The sequence below is a fragment of the Streptomyces sp. NPDC111656 genome, from assembly GCF_055656965.1.
In genome coordinates this window covers 1-19,457 of the sequence record NZ_JBVKCA010000023.1, presented here as the reverse complement: position 1 = coordinate 19,457, position 19,457 = coordinate 1, and the positions used below count along the sequence as shown (strand labels likewise).

The 19,457-nt window shown below is 68.7% G+C and carries 17 protein-coding genes and 3 pseudogenes; 7 read left to right on the top strand and 13 right to left on the bottom strand.

What is annotated here, in order from left to right; translation table 11 throughout:
• Positions 1-314: 314 nt before the first annotated feature.
• Positions 315-686, bottom strand: coding sequence for a MerR family transcriptional regulator (locus tag ACZ7M3_RS43090; RefSeq protein WP_472071100.1), 372 nt, complete (start codon positions 684-686; stop codon positions 315-317).
• 117 nt (positions 687-803) lie between these two features.
• Between ACZ7M3_RS43090 and ACZ7M3_RS43085 the strand changes: the two are divergent.
• Positions 804-1,378 (top strand): annotated as a pseudogene (locus ACZ7M3_RS43085) (oxidoreductase); the annotation flags it as partial.
• 135 nt (positions 1,379-1,513) lie between these two features.
• Here ACZ7M3_RS43085 and ACZ7M3_RS43080 read toward each other — a convergent pair.
• The 4 genes from ACZ7M3_RS43080 to ACZ7M3_RS43065 all read right to left on the bottom strand — a co-directional run bounded on the left by ACZ7M3_RS43080 (position 1,514) and on the right by ACZ7M3_RS43065 (position 4,970).
• On the bottom strand, positions 1,514-2,152 hold the full coding sequence (locus tag ACZ7M3_RS43080; protein WP_472071098.1) for a GOLPH3/VPS74 family protein: 639 nt from the start codon (positions 2,150-2,152) through the stop codon (positions 1,514-1,516).
• Between the two features lie 128 nt (positions 2,153-2,280).
• Entirely contained in the window at positions 2,281-2,940 is a 660-nt protein-coding gene (locus ACZ7M3_RS43075; RefSeq protein WP_472071096.1) for a response regulator, read from the bottom strand.
• Positions 2,940-4,106, bottom strand: a complete 1,167-nt coding sequence (locus ACZ7M3_RS43070) for a sensor histidine kinase (protein ID WP_472071094.1) — start codon at positions 4,104-4,106, stop codon at positions 2,940-2,942. The genes ACZ7M3_RS43075 and ACZ7M3_RS43070 overlap by 1 nt, the downstream gene beginning before the upstream one ends.
• A gap of 567 nt (positions 4,107-4,673) precedes the next feature.
• Positions 4,674-4,970 (bottom strand): aldo/keto reductase, encoded by a 297-nt coding sequence (locus ACZ7M3_RS43065; RefSeq protein WP_472071092.1) that lies wholly within the window; start codon positions 4,968-4,970, stop codon positions 4,674-4,676.
• 792 nt (positions 4,971-5,762) lie between these two features.
• Between ACZ7M3_RS43065 and ACZ7M3_RS43060 the strand changes: the two genes are divergently transcribed.
• Positions 5,763-8,192 carry a GDSL-type esterase/lipase family protein gene (locus tag ACZ7M3_RS43060; protein WP_472071090.1) on the top strand — a complete coding sequence of 810 codons (2,430 nt, stop codon included), beginning with the start codon at positions 5,763-5,765 and terminating at the stop codon, positions 8,190-8,192.
• A 214-nt stretch (positions 8,193-8,406) separates the two neighbouring features.
• Here the strand turns inward: ACZ7M3_RS43060 and ACZ7M3_RS43055 are convergent.
• From ACZ7M3_RS43055 to ACZ7M3_RS43045, 3 genes and pseudogenes are all read right to left on the bottom strand, one after another.
• Positions 8,407-8,685 (bottom strand): annotated as a pseudogene (locus tag ACZ7M3_RS43055) (ATP-binding protein); the annotation flags it as partial.
• An 850-nt stretch (positions 8,686-9,535) separates the two neighbouring features.
• Positions 9,536-10,078: a carbonic anhydrase gene (locus ACZ7M3_RS43050; protein ID WP_472071088.1), complete on the bottom strand. Its 543-nt coding sequence runs from the start codon at positions 10,076-10,078 to the stop codon at positions 9,536-9,538.
• A gap of 79 nt (positions 10,079-10,157) precedes the next feature.
• Positions 10,158-11,132, bottom strand: a complete 975-nt coding sequence (locus tag ACZ7M3_RS43045; protein WP_472071086.1) for a GlxA family transcriptional regulator — start codon at positions 11,130-11,132, stop codon at positions 10,158-10,160.
• Between the two features lie 428 nt (positions 11,133-11,560).
• Between ACZ7M3_RS43045 and ACZ7M3_RS43040 the strand changes: the two genes are divergently transcribed.
• Complete coding sequence (locus ACZ7M3_RS43040; RefSeq protein ID WP_472071084.1) at positions 11,561-12,109, top strand: RICIN domain-containing protein; 549 nt, start codon at positions 11,561-11,563, stop codon at positions 12,107-12,109.
• A 160-nt stretch (positions 12,110-12,269) separates the two neighbouring features.
• Positions 12,270-12,974, top strand: a complete 705-nt coding sequence (locus tag ACZ7M3_RS43035) for a TetR/AcrR family transcriptional regulator (protein ID WP_472071082.1) — start codon at positions 12,270-12,272, stop codon at positions 12,972-12,974.
• Between the two features lie 141 nt (positions 12,975-13,115).
• Here ACZ7M3_RS43035 and ACZ7M3_RS43030 read toward each other — a convergent pair whose 3' ends face one another.
• Together ACZ7M3_RS43030 and ACZ7M3_RS43025 are read right to left on the bottom strand one after the other, a co-directional pair.
• The gene (locus tag ACZ7M3_RS43030) at positions 13,116-13,520 is read right to left on the bottom strand and encodes an SsgA family sporulation/cell division regulator (protein WP_472071080.1); all 405 of its coding nucleotides are present in this window, start codon (positions 13,518-13,520) and stop codon (positions 13,116-13,118) included.
• Positions 13,521-13,817: 297 nt separating this feature from the next.
• Positions 13,818-14,207, bottom strand: coding sequence for a hypothetical protein (locus ACZ7M3_RS43025; protein WP_472071078.1), 390 nt, complete (start codon positions 14,205-14,207; stop codon positions 13,818-13,820).
• A gap of 1,130 nt (positions 14,208-15,337) precedes the next feature.
• Between ACZ7M3_RS43025 and ACZ7M3_RS43020 the strand changes: the two genes are divergently transcribed.
• Both ACZ7M3_RS43020 and ACZ7M3_RS43015 read left to right on the top strand, forming a co-directional pair.
• Positions 15,338-15,565 carry a DUF6480 family protein gene (locus ACZ7M3_RS43020; RefSeq protein ID WP_351317523.1) on the top strand — a complete coding sequence of 76 codons (228 nt, stop codon included), beginning with the start codon at positions 15,338-15,340 and terminating at the stop codon, positions 15,563-15,565.
• Between the two features lie 18 nt (positions 15,566-15,583).
• A pseudogene (locus ACZ7M3_RS43015) lies at positions 15,584-15,877 on the top strand (VOC family protein); the annotation flags it as partial.
• A 220-nt stretch (positions 15,878-16,097) separates the two neighbouring features.
• Here ACZ7M3_RS43015 and ACZ7M3_RS43010 read toward each other — a convergent pair.
• From ACZ7M3_RS43010 to ACZ7M3_RS43000, 3 genes are all read right to left on the bottom strand, one after another.
• Positions 16,098-16,223, bottom strand: a complete 126-nt coding sequence (locus tag ACZ7M3_RS43010) for a hypothetical protein (protein WP_472071076.1) — start codon at positions 16,221-16,223, stop codon at positions 16,098-16,100.
• A gap of 169 nt (positions 16,224-16,392) precedes the next feature.
• Positions 16,393-16,827, bottom strand: a complete 435-nt coding sequence (locus tag ACZ7M3_RS43005; RefSeq protein WP_472071074.1) for a hypothetical protein — start codon at positions 16,825-16,827, stop codon at positions 16,393-16,395.
• Between the two features lie 155 nt (positions 16,828-16,982).
• On the bottom strand, positions 16,983-18,218 hold the full coding sequence (locus tag ACZ7M3_RS43000; protein ID WP_472071072.1) for a CHAT domain-containing protein: 1,236 nt from the start codon (positions 18,216-18,218) through the stop codon (positions 16,983-16,985).
• Positions 18,219-18,789: 571 nt separating this feature from the next.
• On the opposite strand from ACZ7M3_RS43000, the gene ACZ7M3_RS42995 reads away from it, so the two are divergent.
• The gene (locus tag ACZ7M3_RS42995) at positions 18,790-19,281 is read left to right on the top strand and encodes a hypothetical protein (protein ID WP_472071070.1); all 492 of its coding nucleotides are present in this window, start codon (positions 18,790-18,792) and stop codon (positions 19,279-19,281) included.
• Positions 19,282-19,457 lie beyond the last annotated feature (176 nt).

Genomic DNA, 19,457 nt, shown 5'->3' with positions numbered 1-19,457 from the left:
GCGGAACACCAGTGCGCCAGGCAGCACATCCGTGGCCGCCGCCGTGTCCACGCGGGGCCGGGTCAATCCTGCCTCGCCGGCCCGGCCCGGCCCGTCCCAGGCCGACTGCGGTGCGTCGTACGACGCTCGTGCACTCCTCGGGCAAGTCGCTGGCCAACAACAGCTATCCCGTCACCGACGCCTCCGCGGCCGTCGATGTCAGGCAGCAGGTCGGCGGCGCCATCGGCACCGCTGTATTCAGCGCCCTTGCGGCCGGCGCCGCCGCCACGAATCCCACCGGCAGGAACCCGACTGACGAGAGCGTCAAAGCCTCCTCACGCGGCGGTCTTGCGGCTGTCGCGGTCGGCCCGGGCCGCGGCCATCAGGCCGTCGAGCGAGTCGCGGGTGTGCAGCAGCTCCTCGATGTGGGCGGAGAGCCGGTCGCGTTCCTGGGCCATGCGCTCCAGCGCGGAGTCGGAGTTCTCGTCGCTGGGTGCGTCGCGGCACGGCATCAGTTCCATGATGGTGCGGCTGGACAGCCCGGCCACGTACAGGCGCTGGATGAAGTCGACCCGCTCGATGTCGTCCTGCGTGAAGTGCCGCTGCCCGCCGCTGCTTCGGGTGCTGGCGAGCAGTCCTTGCTCTTCGTAGTAGCGCAGCGAACGGACACTCACTCCGCTGCGCGCCGCCAGTTCGCCGATCCGCATCTCACCCTCCTGGCGGTGCCCCGCCCCAGGACTTGCACCTCACATTGATGTCAGCTTCTAGCGTACCTGTCGGGCCCGCCGTTCCCGGGCCCTCGCCCCGTACGAAGGAGTTGCCGCATGACCGGCCAGACCAACACGACCACGCTGTTGGACCGCTTCCGCCTCGGCGGTCTGGAGCTGCCCAACCGGGTCGTGATGGCCCCGATGACCCGGGTCCGGGCCGCGGCCCGGGGTCTCGCCACCCCGTCCATGGCGGCCTACTACGCCCAGCGGGCCAGCGCCGGGCTGATCGTCACCGAGGGGTGCAGCCCAGCCTGGTCGGGCAGTCCAACCCGGGCACCCCGGGCCTGTACACCGACGAGCAGGTGTCCTCCTGGCGGCCCGTCACCGACGCCGTGCACGCCAACGGCGGGCGGCTCTTCGCCCAGATCATGCACGGCGGCCGGGTCTCGCATCCCGACACCACCGGCCTCCAGCCGGTCGGACCGTCCGCCGTCGCGGCCGTCGGCGAGGTGTTCACCCCGGCAGGGCCGCGGCCTGCGTCTCTCCCGCGTGCCCTGGACCTCTCCGAGGTGCCCGAGCATGCTCGCTCGTACGCCGAGGCCGCCCGCCGCGCTGTCGACGCCGGCTTCGACGGCGTCGAACTGCACGGCGCGAACGGCTACTTGATCTCACAGTTCCTGTCGTCCAATGCCAACCTGCGCACCGATTCCCGGGCCGGGCGAGCTGGGTCGATGGCGCGCCGGACCAGGCCGTCGCGAGCACGGCGGTCAGGGCACAGCTCAGGGTGGTCAGGACACGGTGCATACTCATCTCTCCCCGTTCAGTCAGCTGCCACCCATGCCGCCCTGCGCGGCGATCATGGTCATCGGCAGAGTGCGTACGGCCTTCTCCAGGCCGGGCGCCAAGGCGCCGAGAGAGCCCGTGCAGGCGTCGATACGGGCCCGGTACGTCTTCTGGTCCTGGCGTGACACAACCGAGCGGATGCCACCCGCGGCGGCCAGCGCCAGTAGCGCGGCGTCGGCGGCGGGGATGTCCCGCACGGGGCCGTCCCCGTGCAGCGCCGCGGACACCCGGGCTCGGTGCGCGGCGGGCACAGCACGGTCCGACACGGTCAGCCTCCGTGTGCCGAAGGGGGTGCGGGACGCCTTCACGGTGAGCAGTCCCGCCGAGGCGAGCCGGTCCTCCACCTCCGTCAGGGTCCGCTTGCGGTGGCGGCGCACGAGCTGCTTCCAGCCGTGCACGGCGGTGGCGTCGCGCAGAACGCCGTCCAGGACGGGGTCGCCGACCGGCTCCGTCCCGGACACGGTGACCCTGCCGCTGCTCTCTCCCAGCAGACCGCGCGACGCGAGGTCGACCAGGGCGGCGGCACGCACCAGCAACTGGGTGCGGGAACGGTCGTAGGGGCCTTCGGCCGCGTCGTCGAAGGCGAGCAGATACATGAGGCAGGCCAGATCGTCATTCACATCTCGACGCTATGGCCGGGTCCCTCGGCCGCGGATCGGCCACCAGAACGGACTGGCACTGGGAACGCAGGAGGACCGCGGCCCGACCTCCTCCTTGAGGAGGAGGCTCTGCGGAGGAGGCGAGGCCGTCAGGGGCGGCGCGGCTGCACGAGGCCGTGGTCGTAGGCGGCGACGACGGCCTGGACGCGATCGCGCAGGCCCAGTTTGCGCAGCACCGCGGTGACATGGTTCTTGACGGTGGCCTCCGACAGACGCAGCCGTTCGGCGATCTCCGCGTTCGACAGCGCCTGCCCGATCAGGGTGAGCACCTCCCGCTCGCGGCCGGAGAGGCCCCGCAGGGAGGGCGGCGGCGCCAGGTCGGGCGTGGTGCGCAGAAACCGGTCGAGGACGCGGCTCAGCACGGTCGGCGCCAGCAGCGCGTCGCCGCGCGCGGTGAGGCGGATCGCGTCGACGAGTTCGGCGGGGCGGATGTCCTTCAGCAGGAAACCACTCGCCCCGGCCCGCAGGGCGGCGACGACGTGCGCGTCCACGTCCCAGGTGGTCAGCACGAGCACCCGGGCCCCACGATCCGACTCCGCGATCTGCCGGGTCGCCTCGATGCCGTCCACGACGGGCATGCGTACGTCCATCAGCACCACGTCGGGCGCCAGTTCCCGCGTCAGCCGCACCGCCTCCCGGCCGTCCGACGCCTCACCGACCACCTCGAGGTCGTCCCGGGCGTCGATGATCATACGGAATCCGGTACGGACCAGGACCTGGTCGTCGGCCACCACCACACGCAACGTCATCACGCGCCCTCCACCGGCAGCCGCGCCGCCACCTCGAATCCGCCCCCGGGCAGCGGACCGGCGCGCAGGCTGCCACCCACGAGCCGTGCGCGCTCCTTCATCCCCACCAGACCGCGTCCCGCTCCCGCCGCGACCGAACGGCCCTGCGGCGCACGCCCGTTGTCCACCACCATGACCTCCACACACTCCGCTTCAGCCATCACGCGCACACTCACCTCGTCGGCGCCGGCTGCGTGGCGCAGCGTGTTGGTGAGGGCTTCCTGGACGATCCGGTACGCCGCCAGGTCCACCGCGGCCGGCAGCCCGCCGGTGGCGCCCTCGCGGTGCACGTACACGGTCATCCCGGTCGCGCGCACGGTATCGGCCAGCTCATCCAGGCGCGCGAGCGAGGGCACCGGCGCCCGCTGCTCCGCGGTCTTGTCCTCCCCGGCATCGGGCTGGAACGCACGCAGCACCAGACGCAATTCACCGAGTGCCGAGCGGGCGCTCGTCTCGATGGCCCGCAGCGCCTGACGGGCCTGTTCGGGTCGCTGGATGAACACGTCGTCGGCGGCGCCCGCCTGGATGACCATCACCGACAGGGTGTGCGCCACGACGTCGTGCACCTCGCGTGCGATCCGCGCGCGCTCCTCCACCACAGCCCGGCGCAGCTCCGCCCTCGTCCGTTCCTGCTGCGCCCTGCGCCACTGCCCGGCCGTCCACGCCAGACCCACCGTCAGCAGGTAGACCGCCAGCCCCGGGCCGCCACCCGCCCCGAAGGCCAGCGGCGCCGGCAGGCACATCGCCGCGAGCGCCCGCACCGACGCCCGCCGTGGCCTGGTGGCCGACAGCACGGACAACGAGACCTGCGCCGCGAGCAGCGCCCCCGTCAAGGTCACCGCGGGCAGCATCGCCCACACCACAAGCCCTGTCGCCGCGTTCGCGGCCAGTACGGTGACTGGGGCGCGCGCCAGCCACCTCAGAGCACAGACCTGTGCAAGGACCAGAGCCACGGCCACGGGCAGTCGCCAGCCCCGCTCGGCGCCGGTGACGAGCACCGAGGTACCCAGGACGCCGAGCACCAGACCGGCCGACCCCCACCACAATGCCCTGGCCGCACGGAGTGACAACTCGCCCCGAGCCTCCCCGGCGAACGCGTCCTCCGACTGCCTGCTGCTGAGCTCCACGTCCCGACCCTATCCAGCGGCGCAGGCCGGACCCTCCATGAAACCACCGCCTACACGATGGCCGTCGAGGCCGACGGCAGCGGCTTGGCCCTCGAAATGGGAAACGGACATTCAGATCGGGCGGATCGACCAGATCGAGTTCCGAATGAAGATCTGCCAGCATTCCTGTGGGCTGAGTTCGGCAGGGCAACGGAACCCCTCGTAGGACGAGGCGGCGGTTGATCAGCTCGGTCGGCCTACCAGGTTTTGCCGCGCCGATGACCCGCCGACGAACGAGTGGGAACAGATGTAGCCACCGAGACCCTCTCCGTTGGCGGGCAATGTTCGACCAGGCCTTGGCCTGGAGCGCGGGCCAGTGCGGGAGCGCGGCCCGGGGGCGGCGCCTGCCTACTCGGGTTGGTGTGGGGTGCCGAGCGCAAGAACTGCCGACGGCCGACTGAGCAGGTCGGCCAACCCCGGTTCGGGCCGATGCAGCCCTGGGTGCCTACGCCGGTTCGGACGCGGTCGACGTCCGCGTCCAAGGAGACCCCCACTGGCTGACGACACCCGGAGCCCCACGTCCTCGGGTTATGGGGCGTCGATCTCGTCCCCGGTGAGCTGGATGTCGAGCGCGGCGACGGCGTCGGCCAGGTGGTGGGGCTTGGTGGCGCCCACGATCGGGGCCGAGACCACGGGGCTGTGGAGCACCCAGGCCACGGCGATCTGCGCCGTGGACACGCCGCAGGCCTCCGCGATCCGCTCTACGGCATCGACGATGGCCTCGTCGCTGTCGAAGTCGATCGGACGACCGTTCATGTCGAACTGGCGGCCCTCCTCGGACCTGCGCGTCGTGCCCTGTTCGCCCCAGGGCCGCGTGCACCGCACCGTGTCTGCGACACTACCTTCGCCGAGGACGCCTCTCAGCTGCGGACCGGCAACGCCTCCCGCGTGATGGCCACCTGGTGCGACCTCGCCGTCGGAGGCCTCTGAACGGCCGGAGTGAAGAACATCGCGGCCGGCCTCCGTCACAACGCCTGCGACCCTCGCCGCCCCCTCGTACTCCTCGGACTCGGATGATCACGGAACCGGACGTCATGCGACTGCGCCGAAGCCCTGGCTCAGGCCCGCGTCGGCTTCGTGCTCCGTCAGTGGGTCGACATTCATGGCGCCCGCCCTTTCCCGTGATCGACAGACCTACGGCCGCCGAGGAATTGTGCGGGCTTCGTCATGGTGGTAATCGAATGGGCGTGAATATCCCCAACAAGTATTTCGCGATGGCGTGATCGATTCCGTTGTGGCTGAAATGCGCTGTTCATTCGGCAACTTCTGTCTCCGGAAGGTCGGCGGTTGGCAACTCATCGATATCCATGGCTAGTTGCATGCGATGTTACTCATAGGTAACTCCTGCTTCACTGCTCCCCATTGAGCTTGAAGGTGCGGCAATAATCCACTCGTTATCCCCCTGGCGGTCAATCCCCACCGAGGAGTCTTCTTGACGGCATGCATAACTCCTGATGTGCCAATGGGTGCGTCAGGACGGGGCAAGCGCCCCTTTCGGGCTTTACGGACTGTCGTCGGCGCCGGGCCGGCAGGGCCTCGAGAGTCGGTGGGATTCAGTACGGCGCTCGGGCTTCGGCGTGCGTTCGTAACTGGTCGGCCGGGAGCGGGGTGCTTCGCGTGCTGACGGCGCATCCCGCGCGGCGCGGTGGCCGCCCGCGGTCGGCATGGCGCAGATGGCTGACGCTCATGGTGGTCGGCGCCCTGCTCGGTCTCGGGCAGACCGCTCTGGCCCCGAGCGTGAACGCCGCCGACATACCCACACAGGATCAGGTGCGGGCCGCGGTGGCGAGCGGGCCCGCCAACAACCTTTTCTGGACCGGTCGGATCGGCTCCTGCCAGAGCGAGGACGACAGCGTCAAGAAGATGGTCGAGGAGTACGCGCGGCAGCGTCACCAGAGGACTCTGGAGATGCGTCTCGCGGACGCGGGCCTGAAGATGCCGCCCTTCGACACCCCGGACAACAACGCCAAGGAGATCTGGAGGTTCGCCTCGGCCGAATTCGCGCGGCAGACCTCGGATCAGGCGTGGGTGGTCAAGGGCAAGTGCGTACGTGACGACAACACTTGGGAAACCCGCGAGCTGCCCGAGCTGAAGAAGAGCGGCAAGGTCAAGTGCATCTGGCAGATCGATGCGGGCGACCTCGTACACGAGAAGCTGATCTGGAACGCCTGGTGGTGGGCCAGCACTTGCAACGGCCAGGTGCACCTGCGCAACAAAGCCGCGCTGGCCTGCGTCCCGTACGACGAGCAGGACCTCGAATACGGTTTCAAGTGGCGGCACTACGACGAGAAGGACCGCGACAGCTGGAGTTACCTGGACGGCCGGGCGTACATCGGAGGGGAGCCCTGGTCCGGCACCCGGGACGATGACGTCGACCCCACCGCCAAGGGGTACAGGTACTCGATAGAGCCTGATGACAGTGGTCCCGCGAACCCCAGCTACCACGTCAAACACACCGACGGGCTCATCGGCTGGTTCCGCCGCAGCAGTGACACACGGCCGTACCGTCTTGAGATCCTCGACCGCTCCAGGTCGTTCACGCGCAACTGGTCGGAGCCGTACGACGATGTCTGCAGCTTCCAGGACGGGCTCAAGCCCGCTGTGGCAGCCTCCTCCGAGCAGTGCAGCGCGGCGGACGAGGCGTGCAACGTGATGGTCGTCGGCGACTCGATCAGCAACGGCTACGAGGGCGACAGTACGTGGCGCTACCGGCTGTGGGAGTGGGCCAGGGACCAGAGCTGGCAGACCCATTTCGTCGGACCGCTGACCGGGACCGCGAAGCAGCAGGAGGCGCACGCGCCACAGCCGCCACCGCTGGTGGAGAGCGCCCAGGACCCGCCACCGCCGCAGCCCGACCCCTCTCAGTTCACCGGCCCCTACGCCCAGACCGACGACCCGGCCTTCGTCGAGGGCGATTCGGGCCACTACGCGATGTGGGGCCGCACCCTGGGCGATGACGTGGGCACCATCGAGCTGGTCATGGCCGCCCAGGGCGCCCAGGGACATCTGCCCGACGTGCTCCTGGTCGAACTCGGCTTCAACGACATCGGCTGGCAGGGCGCCGGTGCCGGCCTGGCCGACACCATGAAGAAGTTCGTGGACAACGCCCGCAAGGCCAACCCGAACGTGAAGATTGTGCTGGCCAACGTCCCGCAGCGGACCACTCTCGGCGACGCCAACCCGCAACTCCCGCAGCGCACCAGGGACTACAACGCCACACTCGCGGCGGCGGCACCCGGCTGGTCCACTCCCTCGTCACCGGTCATGATCGCCGACATCGACAAGGCGATGGGCTGCGACTCGTCCTCCAAGACCTGCGCCACCGCCTACGACGGGCTGCACCCCAACCCGCTGGGCGAGTACAGGATCGCGTCCGCCTTCGGCGCCGCCCTGCACGACGGGCTGGGAATCGGCACGTCGGTGCCCGAGGCCCCTGCGAGCTTCCCCGACCGGCAGGTGACCACACCGACCGGCCTGGCGTTCGACGGCTCCCAGCAGGGCGTCACCGTGACGTGGAACAAGATCGTTGGAGCGCACAGTTACGACATCCAGTGGCGGGAGGTGGTCTCCGGCACAGACGAGCCCTGGGAGAACGCCGTCCCCTCCACTCAATTCAACCGGTGGGACCTGCCCTGGCAGTTCAGCTTCCAGCCGGTCGACGGCCATCGCTACGAGGTCCGGGTGCGGGAGGTCGCGGGCGACGCCGACATCCTGAAGTCGCCTTGGTCGGCGCCGGTCTCGGGCGTCGCCCACCCGACCGTGCCCAAGCCGCCGGACGAGGTGGGCGCCACTGCTTCGGGGCCGGGTGAGATCGACGTGAGCTGGACCCCGGTGTACGACGACTCCCTTACCCGCTACGCCGTCTACGTCTACGACACGGACACCCCGTTCGTCTTCGCGAAGGTCTACGGCTACGCCCCGACGGTGCGCCCGCTGCGCCGCATCACCGGTCTGACCCCCGGCCACCACTACCAGGTGTACATCTGCGGCTGGAACGCGGGCGGCGAGGGGAAGCCGCGGCTCGCGGAGGGGACGGTGGTGCCCTGACCGCGAGCGCCTGGTAGGCGCTTCCGAGCGGTTTGAGCGCGCGGCAAGCACATGCTTGCCGCGCACCTCAGCGTGACGGGCGTGCGTCCGCTCTCACGTCCCGCTCGCGCTGACGGCCGCGGAATGGACCAGCGCGACCCGGTGGTTGTGCGCGTCGAGGGAGACAGCCAGCGGCAGAGTACTCACGGACATCGACCGCGCGCTGACGGAGGATGAAGGTCTTGTTCGAGGTCAGGATGATCGAGCCCTTCTCGTAACGCTTCGAGATGACCTGTACGACCAGGTTTGCCTCGGCGCGTTCGAGGGGCTGGTAGACGACCTCGTCAACGACAAGGACGCTGGGCCGCAGGTAGGTGCCGAGTTTGTTGAGGAGCCGACCCGCGGCTTCGGCTGCTTTGAGGTTGTGGACCATGTCGTCGAGACTGGTGAAGTAGATCAAGTAGCCGGCCCGACAGGCTGTGACTGCGAGAGCGACGGCGACGTAGTTCAGGCCGGCGGGCACGTCCCGCCGGACCGCGGCCAGGAGCTGCTGGTACTCGGAGGCGCCGCGGGCGTGGATGGTGTTTGCCGAGCCGGATGCCCAGGGCCCGGCGGGAGCGGTAGTCGTCGTTGGCCGAGTTCGGGTTGAACGCGGGATTGTTGACCACCCTGACGTCATCGGTGTGTTCCTGGGTCACCACGGCGAGGTTGACCCGCTGGCCGCCCCACGTCAGGGTGCCCTGGGCATCCCGCGTCACCTGGGTCTGTCTCCAGGAAGTACACCGTGTACAACCGCCCCCCGGGTACTCCCAGGGCGACTGGTTGACGGTCATGGGCATGTTCGGGTGCGGCCGGGGATCGGGAGTGGTGGTGCTGTCGTCGAATCCCTGGAGCACCGGCGGAGGCCCCGAGTCGGCTTCCTGCAGTGCCACCACGGGGCGGGTCGTCCGGCGCTGCGGCGGTCTGTGGTGCCGCGACGGCCACCACCCCGGCCGTGGTCGGCAATAAGGCGGCCAGGGATGCCCATAGGCGTCCGCTGCACCCGGGAAATCTGAGAAACGTCGAACTTATGCTGGGCTGCTTCCTGTCTGTGGGTTTCAGTGCGTGACGTACGGTCAGGCCGGTTGTGCCTGTTCCCGTTGCGGCACTGGATCACCGGGAGTACTCCTGTGCCGACGCGGCCCTGCCACCCACGGTTGGGTGTGGGGGCAGGCGTTTACGGCCATGACGCCTTTGCGCCTCTGAACGGTCCACTTCGACGAGCCGGTGCCGGCGGCCCTGTCACGTTGGTTGCCGATCTTCTTCGAACTACCAAGTCACCGCTCTGACCGGGGCTTCTCGGACAACCTCGGCTCGGTGGCGGGTCATTGGTCCCTGGACCTCGGTGGCGTGACCAGGGTGAGGCGACCGGTGGCGGTGTCGTAGCTGTAGCCCGAGACTCGAATACGGCCCGAGGCGGACGGCGAATGCAGGATCTTGTCGACGTCGATGGGAACTGTGGAGGCCGGATCGGTGACCGCGGTGCCCCGTAGGCGCGTCTCCTCGAAGCCGCGCTGGACGAAGCCGCGGCTCAGCTTGTCGTCAGCCATCAGGGCCGACCCGCAGTCGGTGTGGTGGATGACGGCCAATTCGAACCAATCGGTGTCGGGGGTCACAGTCTCGTGCAGGTAGCTGATCCACGCGAGATCGTCGAGGAACGACTGGTTTGCCCGGCCGCCGACGGTGCGTGCCACGATCGCGTCTCCGAGTCGCAGACCGAGGGTGGCTGCGGGGTCGACACGCGGATCGATGCAGGTCAAGACATAGACCTGCTGGTTGGGGATGAACGGGATCTCCGGCAGGTGGTCCCTGAAATCGGTAGCCGCGAAACGCTTGTTGTTCTCGAGTAGCTTGTCGAAGTTGGTCATATTCCCAAGGTCGCAGCTTGGCGGGGTCGTGATCGTGCGGATCTGGCCAGCTGTCGTCAGAGTCGCGCCACCAGCGCTGTCATGCCAGGGGCCCGTCCGGGCTACGGCGGTGGGTTCGGCGGTATTCGGTGGGTGTCGTGCCCAGCGCGCGCGACATGTGCAGGCGCAGATTGCCTGCGGTACCCAGCCCGCATCGCTCGGCGATGAGGTCCACCGGTAGGTCGGTCGTTTCGAGGAGCCGTTGCGCCTCCAGCTCTCGTTGTGCGGACAGCCAGCGCATCGGTGTCATGCGGGTTCGTTCGCGGAAGTGGCGGGAGAACGTGCGTGTGGGCATGCCCGCATGCCGGGCCAGGTGGGTCAGCGACAGCGGCTGGTGCATCCGCTGGATCGCCCATTCGAGGGTTCGGGCCAGGTGGTCGGCGTCGTCGTCGCGCGCATCCCTACGCGGGTCTTGGGCATGGTCGCCTGACCGGTGGGTGGCCACGACCATGCGGCGGGCCACCGCGTCGGCGACGCTTGCCCCGAAGTCCGAGCGGACCACGTGGATGTAGAAGTCGACGCTCCCGGATTGGCCCGCGCCGGTGAGGATGCTGCCACCGTCGACGAACAGTACGTCCGGGTCGAGCCACACGGTCGGATAGCGTCGGCGGAACTCGTCGGCTTCGCGCCAGTGGGTAGTTGCCCTACGGCCATCGAGCAGACCGGCGGCGGCCAGCGCGAACGCGCCCAGACATACCGAAACCAGGCGTGCGCCACGTTCGTGGGCAGACCGCAGCGCCTCGCGCACGTCGGCGTCCGGTTCTACCGGTGGGTAGAAGCCGGGCACGATCACCGTGTCAGCTGTTGCCAAGGCATCGAGGCCTGCCGCTGCGTCGATGGCGAAGCCCGTTGAGGTGGGGACCGGGCCCGGTCGCAGCCCGCACACGGTGAACGAGTAGTGCGCAGCTTCGTCGCGGAACCCGAAGACCTGAGCGGCGGTCGCGAGATCGAATGCCACGACTCCCGGCAACGCCAGTGCGACGACCGCGTGTGGGCGCTGGTGCGGCCATGTCATGGGGCCACCTGGTCTGACAACATCGCGATCCCCTTCCGAAACATGCGCGTCCCGACATCGCACGGCTGCGGCACCGCCATGCTCCAGCGTGACGCAACCTGCAGCCGGTGCAAGACCGCCGCGGCAGGTGCTGTGCCCAGCCAGGGCAGGGATACCTCCATGTCGACCTCAGGGAGTGGGCCGCAAGGGCGCGAATAGCACGGGCCGTTTCGGAATCGGAAGGGCTGAGGGACCGCGCTTTCCGCGAATGGTGTGGGTGCGTGGCCAGATTCGATCTGTCCAGTCACCCGCAGGGGTGGCAGGTGCGCTGGGTATCGGCCACACCGGGTGGTCTGCCCTTTCCTCATGCCATCGACAGGGAAGCCTGAGCGGTGCTGACCAGCGCGAGCGTTGCGAGCTGGCGCGTCCCACGAAGGAGAAGAGGCCACGTGATCGGCACCATGATGAGGTTCCTGCGACGGCCGACAGTAGCCGTAGCCGTAGCCGGCGCAGCGGCAGTCTTTGCCTCCATGATCGGAGTAGCTCAGCCCGCGCAGGCGTCCCCGGCCTACCACCTCGTTCAGATCAAGACGTCCACGGGCAAGTGCCTGACCATCAGGAACCAGAGCACCGGCGACGGCGCTTCGCTTGAACAGAACCGGTGCCAGAACCTTCCCGCCCAGCGCTTCAAGAGCATGAACGATGGCGTCGCGAACCCGACCCACGAGATCAGGACGTTCGCGGACAAGTGCCTGACCATCTACGGCGCATCCGGGGGTAACGGGATCACTTGGCCGATCATCCAGCAGGAGTGCAGGGAGGGTTCCTTTCATCAGCGCTTCACGTACTTCGCCGAGTACGGTCAGCCAGGCATCGGGTTCAGGTCGTTGTCCATGGGGCTCTGCTGGACCGTGACGGGCGTCAGCGACGGCGCCAGGATCGAGGGCGATGCTTGCGACGGGTCCGACTCTCAGCGCTTCACACTCGTCTATGTGTGAGGCCGTGCCGCTGCTCACCCACAGCGGCACGATCCCCTAGGGCCTCCTAGGCGGCCTGTGCCGGAGTCTGGTCGTCTTCGGCGCGCTGGACCACGTTCCGTCCGTACCGTGAGCACGATCACAGCCTAATTCGAGGGGTCCCTCATGTTAGTCTGGATGTATGAGTCACCAGCACGTCCTGTCCGCGCCCCAGGCGCCGGTCAAACCGCTGCGCCGCGACGCGCAGCGCAACAGGGACGCGATCGTGGCCGCTGCCCGCAAGGCTTTCGCCGAGCAGGGGCTGGACGCTTCCCTGGAGGGTGTTGCCCGCGAGGCGGGTGTCGCGATCGGCACGGTCTACCGGCACTTCCCGCGCCGGCTCGACCTTGTCGAGGAGCTCTTCACCGCGAAGTTCACGGATCTGCTCGCTGCGGCCGAAGAGGCTGCGGCCATGGACGACGCCTGGGAGGGGTTCTGCTTCTACCTGGAAAAGCTCTGTGAACTGCAGGCCTGTGACCGGGCCTTCAACGACCTGGTCTCGGCCCGCCTGCCCGTCCACGCGCTCGGCAGGGGAATGTTCGAGCGCACGAAGGAGCGGGTCGCTCAGATCTTCCAGAACGCCCAGGAGCAGGGTGTCCTGCGTGACGATGTCACTCCGGAAGACATCGCTTTCGTGATCTGGTCCCAGGTCGGGATCATCCAGGCCACTCGTGCCGTCGCTCCCAACGCCTGGCGCCGCCATCTCCACCTGCTGCTCGACGCCTTCCGCGCCGAGTGTGCCCACGAGCTGCCCGAGCCCCCGCTGACCCCTCAGCAGTTCGCGCAGACCCTCACCACGCTCGAGTGCCCCGAAGAGGAGTGCCGCGAGTGTCGCGACGAGGCATGAGCCGCGGCTGACGACATCGTGCAACACGGCATACGACGTCGTGTAACACGGCATACAGCTGGACATGCGGCGGGCCCGGTGCCGCGGTCGGCGTCCGGGCCCTCACTCCCACGGGGGCGTCACCGTCCAGGGGGATGGCGTTCAGTTTTCCGCCAGCAGCTGTGCCAGCTCGGCGTCCAGGTCGAACCGGCTGGATTCGGCCCCCGGCGGCACCGCGGACCACGTTTCGTGCAGGAAGGATTCCACGCCCTGCGCGGGGAACTCGAGCAGGGCCGATCCCGCAGGCGAACTGAGAACCATGCGTACCACATCGCGTCCCGAGTCACTGGTCGGCCACATGCGCACGTCTCCGTGCCCGGTGTGCTCGCTCAGAGCCTGAGCCAGCAGGTCGCGACTGAGGAACCACTCGACCGTTCCGCTCTGGGCCAGGGGGTGGAAGACGGCACGCACGGCATAGGGATCATCCGCGTCGTACTGCAGTGCTGCATGTATCGACACCGACAGGTCGTGCGACAAGACGAGCCGCACGGGCAGCTCGTGTGCCACGGTTCTGACCGATCTCACTGTTCCTCACTTCCATGTACCCGCTCGCCCGGCACTGCGATGGCTCCCTGTGTGCTTCGAGGCGCGGCGGTGGCGGTACCGCCGGCGCGACCGGAGGCGCCGGTGGACGGGAGCAGCCCACGCGGTTCCCGCGTGTTCTCCTTGTTCGCCCGGGGGCGATTTCTCCGGCTCGCGCTCGATGTCGGCCCGGCGAGCGGTCGGTTTGACGAGTCGCAACGGCGCACCCCAAAGCCACGTCGTTGCGGCCGGTCAAACCGACCGCGCCGGCCTGCGACCGCATCAGCGCTGGTCCGCGTACCACGCGACCTGGTCCAGGTACCAGCGCTCGGCGCTGACGCGGTACGTCGTCGCCTCGTTCCAGCGGTACCCGTCCCAGACGTACAGGTGGCTACCGTTCCAGCGCTCTTCCCCGTAGTGGCCCTGGCGGTCGTCGTTCGTGTACCAGCCGCGCGGTGCGCCCCAGCTGTCGTCCTGTGCGTCGTGGTGAGTGCTCTGGTATCCGTTCGCGCGGTCGCCGCCGGTGGTGAAGGCGGTGATCGCGGACTGTGTGTGCGCCCCGGGCGCCGAGGCCGTCGCTGCTGACGCCGTGCCGCTGACTCCGAGAAGGGCTCCGCCTGCCAGCGCCGCAGAAGCGACAGCAGTCGAGACGCGCTTGATCCACTTGTTCATGGTCATCTCCTTGTGATGTGCCGCGATTCCGTTGACCGGGCGGCGGTCCTGTCCGTGATCCGGGGAATCCGGATCGGCCGGTGCCGAACTGTGAAGATCATTCGGAGGGGGCCCTCATGTTCGACGCTGCCCAGCGTACTTGAGGGGGCCCTCATGTTTGCGGTGAGGCTCATCACAGCACGTCGGAGGGGTCGAATGGCACGAGTAGGGCGACGGCGGTCGAGGCGGCGGGCGCCCGGCCCGACCTCGTAGGAACGGGCATCCGGGACCCGGGGCGCCGACGCGTCCGGTAGCCGCGAGGCCACGGCCTGGATGGACTTGCGGCGACCGTCCACCACCAGTACCCGCAGGTAGCAGCCGCCCTTGGCTCGCTGATCCTTCCGCGGGCTCACCCACTACCAGAGCCTCGATGCCCTCCGAGACCTCCTGAGCTGCTGGACAGGCCTGCGCACCACGTGCCACCAGCCCCTGCCCCGACCCCGGACCAGACACCAGCCAGCAAGATCCACCTCGACCTGACCGAGTCCTACTATGGGTGTGGCGTTGCGGATCGTCGGCGTCGCTGGCTCGGAGATGCCGCTTTTCATCGGTCCCCCCACTCCGACAACCCGGCATCCTGAGCGCCGTCCGCGAGCGCTCCTGGTGACGGCGTTGGGACCGATCGACTGCGGGTACTCGGAGGCCGAACGGCGGTGAAAGCACCGCCCACTACACGGAGGGATGGTTCCGTGATTCGGCATGTCAGCGACGTCATGACCAAGGCCCCGGTGACCATCGAACCGCAGACCTCGGTGGCAGTCGTGGCCCGTGATGCGGGACGATGACATTGGTGCTGTTCTGGTCGCCGAGGGTGAGCGGTTACGCGGACTGCGGACGCGTTCGGCGACCTGGGCGTCGAACGCGACCCGGAGTCCGCTCTTGGCAACATCAGCGCGGCGCGGCCCGACACGTAGCGCGTCCCCCTCCATACGAGTGGTGAGATTCCTGGAGACCCGAATCGATCGGCCTGTTCTTTGCCACCCCCACGCGGTCGGGCGGCGGGCCCCCACGCCGCCAGCCCGCTGAACATCTGTCAAACCCAACGATGTGACCAGCCCACGGGGAGCTGGGCCCCGAGAGGAGCGTGCGCCATGACGACTCCTGACCCCGACCCGACGCGAACTCCGAGAACCGAACCGGGCCGCGGTGTGTGGCCAGGTGAGACACCGCCCGCCGAAGGGGGCATTTATGGCATCTCCTATCCGGAGCCACCCGGGGTGGGCAAGGGATGGGGACCGATGGCACTCGCCCTGATCATGGCGGTGGTGGCACTCATAGCGATCGGACTGATCGCCATGGTGGTGGCCCTGATCGCGTAACTTCTCCTGCGCATGCTGGCGTCCTCGGCCCCCGGGTCCTGCGAGGTGCGCTACGAGGACAACGAGGTCGTCCTGCGCAGCCGGGGCGACGTGGTGGCCCGGATCCACTCCGGCGCGGTCGAGGCGGCGCCCGACCCGACGATCCGGCCGCACTGGCAGATCCACTTCACCGTCGACGACGTCGAGGCCGCCGCCCGCGCCGCACGCGCCCACGGCGGCACGGCCCACCAGCAGGGCCTCGGCTCGACCGAGGCCATCCAGACCGACCCCGACGGAGCCCGCTTCTTTGTGACCGCGCGCAGGGAGATCTGAGGGTCGCGCAGTTGTCGAGGCCGTGGAGCAGACGCCGACCGGCATGCCGCGTGACTCGTCCCCGCGGCCAGCGCACCAGCTTGCCTGGGAAGCTGAGTGCCCAGCTGTGTTAGTCAGCCTGGGCAGCAGCGCAGACAGGTTGCTGGCGATCACGCGGGGCTCGAGTCTGTTGATCACTGAGCGAGCTGTGTCTGCCCCCTGTGTCATGTCCGCCGCGCAGTCAGCGAGACAATGCCGCCAGGCTCAGCAGCAGATGCGCCGACTCGGGGTGGTCGAAGTCGGAGTGGGCTCCGGCGGGGGCCAGGCGGGTACGGGCGCTGCCGCGGAACCGCACGCTGGCATCCACGTTGACGAGTCGGTGATCCAGTGTCGAGAGCCGGTACGCTCGTGCACCGGCAACAGCCGTGTATGGAACTGGGGGACCGGTGCCGCGCCGGCCCCCGAGTGACCGATGTCGGCGGAGCCCTCCGCGCGCAGATGCCAGAAACCGGTGGCCCGGTCCCAGTGGGAGTGAGTCAGCACCAGCGGTCCGCGCAACGGAGCGCCGGACTTCGCGCCCGAAGGGAACAGGGACGGGAAAGACGGTCGAACGCGTCGCGGGGTGCCGCCATCTGGAAGATGACCATGCTGTCCACGCTGAAGGGGCGTCCGGGCGTCGCGCGCGCACTCCACCCCAGGACGCGCGGCGCGTCCGGCCTCGCCGCCCACTGCACCGCCTCGCACAGGAAGCGGCCGCCGAACGGGTGGCCCACGAGATGGAGGTATTGGCCGTTGCGGTTGGCGAGTACCGGGGGAGCCGTCGGGTCGGGGCGCTGCGCGTCGAGGTAACCCAGAAGGTGGGCGAGAACGTGGGGCGCGTGGCCCTGAGCGGGTGCGCTCATTGCATGGGCGCGGTCGCGGATACGACGGTAGCCGCCGAGCGAGGGCAAGCTGGACGACGGCCGGCGCACGGTGACGACCGTCGGCCGGTACCCTCGGGCCAACTGCGGATAGCGGTCCGGATGAGCGGCGTGCAGTTCCCGGGTTCGTGTGAGCAGGGAGGTCGCGCGACGTTGCGCGGTGGATGGCGCGGTCTGTCAGCCGTGTACGTAGACGTAGAGGTCCGTCACTCGGTCAGGGGTGCGGAGGTGCTCGGCAAGATGGTCGGCGATTCGGTGGCCTGGGACGGTATGACGGCCGTCGGCAGAGCGGAGCCGTCCCCGTTCATCGAGGTCAAGGGTGATGAGGTGCACGGTCGGATCTCCAGGAGGCTGTCGATGCCGCAGTACAGAAGATAGGCCAGGGCGAGCGGGTTGTGCAGGTCGTCGAGGAAGTGGCGGACCAGGGCGCGGCAGATCTCTCCCGCGGTCTGCGACCCCGTCAGATACCGGTCGAGGAAGGCGTGCGCGTACTCCGAGGCGGAGATCTGGGGGATCTCGATCTGCGGGCCCAGCACTCCGGTCGCACCGTGCTTGATGAAGCCCTTGCCGAGGCACTCCAACTCGGCCGTCGCCGCCGGCACCCCCGCGTGGCAGGCGTTGAGCAGGACGAACGGGCGGAACACCGACTCCTGCGCGGTACTGAGTTCCTCGCGATGCTCGTGGACCCGATCCGCGTCGATGACCTTGTCGTCCGAGAGCCGGACCCCCATGGTGTGGTGGGCGCCGTACTCGTTGAAGGCGCCGTGGCACCAGAAGTACATCAGGTCCTCGTCGAACTCCGCGTCCGCCAGCGACTTGAGCAGCTCGTCCGAGTGGGTGCGAACGGTCAACTGGGAGCGCTTGCCGAGCAGTTCGGATACCTCTTCCGAGCGGCCGATGCCGTCGAGTGCCGTGTCGGTGTTGAGGCTGGTGACCGGGAGGGACCGGACGGCGGGGGAGTAGACGGGTGCGTACGACGCCCCGGTCTGATCGATCTCGTGCCGATAGCCGAGGAACGAGGGCGTGGCCGAGTCCTCGGTCCGCACAGCGAGCATCGGCCACGGCAGGGACAGGTCGGGGGAGTCGAAGCTGATGCGTAGGCCCTCCCGGCGCAGCTCGCCGAGCAGGAACTCGCGGAACCACACCAGATCGCTGTCCGTCCCCGCGAGGATCCGCTTCAGTGTGGGGTCCCCGCTCTTGGCCAGTTCCTCGATCATCGGGACGACCGTGCTCCGGGACGGCCTGAGGTCATGCGTGGCGGCGAAGGGAAACGGCGGCCCGTACGGCATCCCTTCGGCGTCCCGGGGCTGGTGGCGGACGAAATCGTGCCACTGTCCGCGCAGCCGGTCGGCCTGATCACGGATGACGGTGGCGGAGACCTGGAGATCGGCCCGATGGTGACCCGTGCGCGGGGTGCGCTTGCCGTGTGGGACAGCGATCATCTCGACACGGTCTTCTGACTTGACAGACAGGATGACGGACAGATCGATCGGTTGCTGTCCATGGTCCTCGGGCCATCGGGTGAGGTCACCCGAAGGGTCGTGGAGGACCTCGGTGCCCCGACGACGTCGACGAAGAAGAAGACGAGGACGGCCTGGTCCCGGGGGATGAAAAGGACGAACCCGAGGGAGCGGTCTTCCCGCCCTGAAGATCCTCAAGGACGCGCGCCCGCTCGAAGATCCACCCGATCACGGTCATCCGCACCGAGGAATGCGACAGCGGTCCCTGGCCCCTGATCAGCGAGGACATGGACGGTGAGCCCCGCTGGGTGCACCCCGACGTCACCCTCACGCGTGTTCTCCACATCAAGGCGCACGGCAGGCGCGTCCGGCGCGACCGGCTCGACGTGCCCGACTCCTTCGGCGAGGGCGTGATGTGCCTGATCGACCGCAACGGCAGCTACCCGTCCGCCTGTTCGGCCGTCCCCCTCGCCCCGAACGAACTGCTGCACACTGGCCCCCTCCAAGCGTTCGACAAGACACAGGCCGACATCTACCTCATCGACATCCCGGAGTGGAACCACACCGACATGCCGCACCCCCTGGGGCGGATCATCCAGCGGCCGGACGAGCAGGGGCGCCGGCCATCCACGACTCCTGGACCGGGAAGGCCAACGAGTCGCTCTTCAAACCCTTCTACGAGGCCACCCGGAAAGCACGGACCGAGCTCGTCCAAGCCGGCGGTGACCCCTACAAGGCGTACAAGACGCGGCTGTCCATCGCTCTGCGGCTGCTGTGGCCCAAGCGCACGGAACAGCGGTCCCCGTTCTGGCGGCCCGACTGGCGCATGAGCATGGTCGCCGAGGCCTCCGTGCGCCACTGGGCGGTAGCCTTCCGGGCCGTCCAGGACGGGCACAAGCTCATCGCCCTGCACAACGTCGACGCGGCCGCCTTCTGGACACCCCCCGGCACGCCGCCCGCCACGTACTGGATCGGGACCGGCTTCGGGGAAGTCAAGGCCAAGTTCATCCAGCCCGGCGAGTTCATCCCCGAAGGTGACGACTGATGGCAGGACCCACACGCCGCGGCAACTCCCTCGGCGCCGCACTGGGCGACCTCCTGCGCGCCCAGGTCACCCCCCGTTATCTTTTTTGCGGTCCTGCAAGAGGACCGCTGGCCTCTGGGCCCGGCATGGCTGTTCCCCCCTGTCGAACGCATGACCTGGGGGGTGGTGTCACCGGG

Excerpts from the sequence above, each read along its gene's own strand:
- ACZ7M3_RS43090 (WP_472071100.1), bottom strand. The coding sequence starts at position 686 with ATGCGGATCGGCGAACTGGCGGCGCGCAGCGGAGTGAGTGTCCGTTCG.
- ACZ7M3_RS43075 (WP_472071096.1), bottom strand. The coding sequence starts at position 2,940 with ATGACGTTGCGTGTGGTGGTGGCCGACGACCAGGTCCTGGTCCGTACC.
- ACZ7M3_RS43050 (WP_472071088.1), bottom strand. The coding sequence starts at position 10,078 with ATGACCAACTTCGACAAGCTACTCGAGAACAACAAGCGTTTCGCGGCT.
- ACZ7M3_RS43045 (WP_472071086.1), bottom strand. The coding sequence starts at position 11,132 with ATGACATGGCCGCACCAGCGCCCACACGCGGTCGTCGCACTGGCGTTG.
- ACZ7M3_RS43035 (WP_472071082.1), top strand. The coding sequence starts at position 12,270 with ATGAGTCACCAGCACGTCCTGTCCGCGCCCCAGGCGCCGGTCAAACCG.
- ACZ7M3_RS43025 (WP_472071078.1), bottom strand. The coding sequence starts at position 14,207 with ATGAACAAGTGGATCAAGCGCGTCTCGACTGCTGTCGCTTCTGCGGCG.
- ACZ7M3_RS43020 (WP_351317523.1), top strand. The coding sequence starts at position 15,338 with ATGACGACTCCTGACCCCGACCCGACGCGAACTCCGAGAACCGAACCG.
- ACZ7M3_RS43000 (WP_472071072.1), bottom strand. The coding sequence starts at position 18,218 with ATGATCGCTGTCCCACACGGCAAGCGCACCCCGCGCACGGGTCACCAT.